Below are 3,278 nucleotides of genomic sequence, written 5' to 3' on the forward strand. Positions count from 1 at the left end.
AAGAATCCCAATAGTTCGGTATCTATGGTGGCGATGGCGTTGGCCGATCGAGGCTCATCGTCGAATAAGGCAAGTTCGCCAAAGAAATCACCCACGCCTAATTCCGCTAAAATATTTTCATTACCGGCCCGGGTTCCAACGGTGATCTTCACAGTACCGTGCATAATGATATACATTCCTTCGCCGGGGGCACGATTTTTAAAAACAAAATCTCCGGCACCAAAAGTGCGGTGATGCATCATTTTTTCAAGTTCCGAAAACTCTTTATCGGAAAAATCTTTAAATACTGGGACTTGTTTCAGGGTTAAGACGGTTTCACTCTCAGAGCGATTCCATCCTTTAAAAATATTTTCCCACTTGGCGCTTTTCAATTTAGACTCCTTAATTTAGAAGATGGATTATAGATATAGGAAGGTGAATTGTACAAGGAAAGACAATCAACAATAAAATTGACCTGTCTTCTCATGATTAGGTACTTTTGATGATAATGTTTCGGCAAATTATACCAATTTTAATCGTTTTTTCCTTGACCCTTTGCTGGGGGCAAAAAATATCAAAGGATTACAAGAAGGAACTTAAAGCGCAAAACAGCGCCATTCAATCGCTTCGAAATGAAATTGAAGCGACCAAGAACCGCATTCAATCTGAAGGTAGAAAAGAAAAAACTTCTGCTCGCCGAGTAAATAACCTTTCAGAAGAAATATCCCTTCTTCAAAGATTAGTAAGAGAAATTAAAAAGGAAGAGGAACTCCTCGTTGCGGATATTTCTCGGACTGAAAAGCATATTAAAAAAAGTGAAATTGAATTAGATACTTTGAGAGTTCGCTATGCACGGCGATTGGGCAAAATTTATAAAAAAGGCCAGTTATCAAATTTGGAGAAAATTTTCAGTTCCACCTCATGGCGCCAGGCGATTTACCGCACAAAATATTTAAAAATTATTTCTGATTTGGATCAAAAAACCCACGCAACGATTCGGTCTTTGTTAGTAGAAATAGGTCAACAGAAATTAGGCCTCGAGGCTGCATTGAGGAAAAAGCGTCGCCTTAAAAGGGATCGTGAAAAAACCCTGTCCGAAGTTCGTAATAAAAAACGAAAAGAACAGCGGGAACTGACGAAGATTCGCAAAAGTCAAAAAGAGCTTAAAACCTATCTCACTGAAAAACAGGCTGGTGTAAAACAATTGGAATCTATCCTTAAAAAAATTCGAGAGGATATTGCCAGAACTGATAGGGAAGATCGAATTCGAAAGCAGCAGATGGCCCTTAAGGCAAAAGAGTTTCCCAAACTAAAAGGGCAATTGGCTTGGCCGGCTGAAGGCCGGGTTATAACGAAATTTGGGCGCCAGTGGAATGCTAAATTGAAAACGACAACCGAAAACCCCGGAGTTGATATTAAAGGGAAACCTGGTTCTGAAATCCGCACTGTTTTGGGCGGTATCGTTACTACAATTACTTTTCTCCGTGGTTTTGGGACAACCATAATCATTGACCATGGTAACGGCTTTTATACTGTTTATAGCCATGTGACCAATGTGGAAGTCAATGAAGATAGTGAAGTTCGCGGCGGTGATGTGATTGCATATATGGGCGATTCTGGTTCTATTAATGGTTCTCAACTTCATTTCGAAATATGGGGCCAAGGGCAGAAGCAAAATCCAGAAAAATGGTTACGCAAAAAATGATATTCAAAGATTATCAACCCATGGTGTGGGAACGCCTTTTGCGTGCCAAATCCAACAATCGTGTTGGTAGCGCTTATTTATTTACTGGATCCCGAGGATGTGGCAAAGAATGGGGTGCGATCGAATTTGCAAAATTATTGAATTGTGAAAATGCCAGTGGTACTTCCTGTAATCGTTGCCCGTCCTGTGCAAAATTTGTTGGCTTACAACATCCCAATTTAAAATTAATTGTTCCCCTTCCCGGAAGCGATAAATCTACCAAAAGTTCCAATCCATTAGATGCCTTAAAAAAAGAGGATCTGGAATATCTTACGGAGGCGATTGCCCGAAAAGGAAGTAATCCATTCTATAAAATCATGGTGCCCGCTGCCAGGCGTATTACTATAAATTCAATACGGGATTTACGAAAAACCATTTATTTAAAGTCTCAATCGAATGGTCAAAAAATTGTATTAATCTTGGATGCCCATCTTTTGTCTGCTGGAATGGGTGAGTCCGCAAATGCTTTGTTAAAAATATTAGAAGAGCCGCCACCGAATACAACATTAATTTTAGTATCCGATAAAAAGTCAGCACTACTGCCAACTATAATAAGTCGTTGCCAGCCGATTAACTTTCCCGCCTTGAACTTAGATCAAACGAGATTGATTTTGGAAAATGATGGCATTGAAAATGAACAAGCAACTCAAATTGCATTGGTGGCAAAAGGGGATGTCCATTTAGCGAAAGAAATTTCTAGTCAGTCTACGGGAAAAATATTAGCCGAAGCCGAAGCTTTATCAAAGCTATTGACCCGTGTGAATGAAAATGGTTGGCGGGAGTTCATCAATAGTAATGCCATGCTTGCTGCTCGGAAACCACAAGAATTCAAATTCAGGGTATACTTGCTTCAACTTTGGTTTCACCAAGCATATGAATTGAGAACTGGGGAGGCACCCAATGGAATATTGCCGGGGATGACTGAATCGTTGCAACAATTCAATGATACATATCCCGTGGCTGATTTAGCAGGAATAAATAAAATCCTGGAAGAAACGGTTGAATCATTGGTTCGGAATCTGTACACACCCTTAACTTTGACCAATCTATTAATCTCCGTTCAAGAACTTTTAAAAGGCAAAATTCCAATATCCGTCGCATGAATACTTTTTACATTACTACGCCCATTTATTATGTCAACGATAAACCCCATATTGGTCACGCTTACACAACCATCTTGGCTGATGTACTTACCCGTTTTCATCGCAATGCTGGCGAAGATGTGTTCTTTCTCACCGGCCTTGATGAGCATGGCCAAAAGGTGCAGCAGGCAGCGGAGAATCGGAATGTAGATCCGAAACAACACTGCGATGAAATGGCACCTCGGTTTCTTGAACTTTGGGAAAAGCTCCATATCAAGAATGATGATTTTATCCGCACTACAGAAACACGGCATGTGAAAGTGGTTCAGGAAATCCTTCAACAAGTCTATGATAATGGGGATATTTACGAGGATGAATACGAAGGATTATACTCTGTATCTGAAGAACGATTCATTACAGAAAAAGAAGCCGAGTCGGGTGAATTTCGGGACATTAAAAAGCTGAAGGAAAAG

General features: G+C 40.2%; 4 protein-coding genes. 3 read left to right on the forward strand and 1 reads right to left on the reverse strand.

Annotated features, from left to right (window positions below):
- On the reverse strand, window positions 1-371 hold a 371-nt coding region (locus HN459_02970), incomplete at its 3' end, for a cyclic nucleotide-binding domain-containing protein (protein MBT3478402.1).
- A 116-nt stretch (window positions 372-487) separates the two neighbouring features.
- Here HN459_02970 and HN459_02975 point away from each other — a divergent pair.
- From HN459_02975 to HN459_02985, 3 genes are all read left to right on the forward strand, one after another.
- Window positions 488-1,684 carry a peptidoglycan DD-metalloendopeptidase family protein gene (locus tag HN459_02975; GenBank protein ID MBT3478403.1) on the forward strand — a complete coding sequence of 399 codons (1,197 nt, stop codon included), beginning with the start codon at window positions 488-490 and terminating at the stop codon, window positions 1,682-1,684.
- Window positions 1,666-2,826 (forward strand): hypothetical protein, encoded by a 1,161-nt coding sequence (locus tag HN459_02980; GenBank protein MBT3478404.1) that lies wholly within the window; start codon window positions 1,666-1,668, stop codon window positions 2,824-2,826. The genes HN459_02975 and HN459_02980 overlap by 19 nt, the downstream gene beginning before the upstream one ends.
- Window positions 2,823-3,278: class I tRNA ligase family protein (locus tag HN459_02985; protein ID MBT3478405.1), on the forward strand; the 456-nt coding region annotated here is incomplete at its 3' end. The genes HN459_02980 and HN459_02985, both read left to right, overlap by 4 nt.

The sequence above is a fragment of the Candidatus Neomarinimicrobiota bacterium genome (assembly GCA_018647265.1).
Classification (GTDB): Bacteria; Fidelibacterota; Marinisomatia; order Marinisomatales; family TCS55; genus TCS55.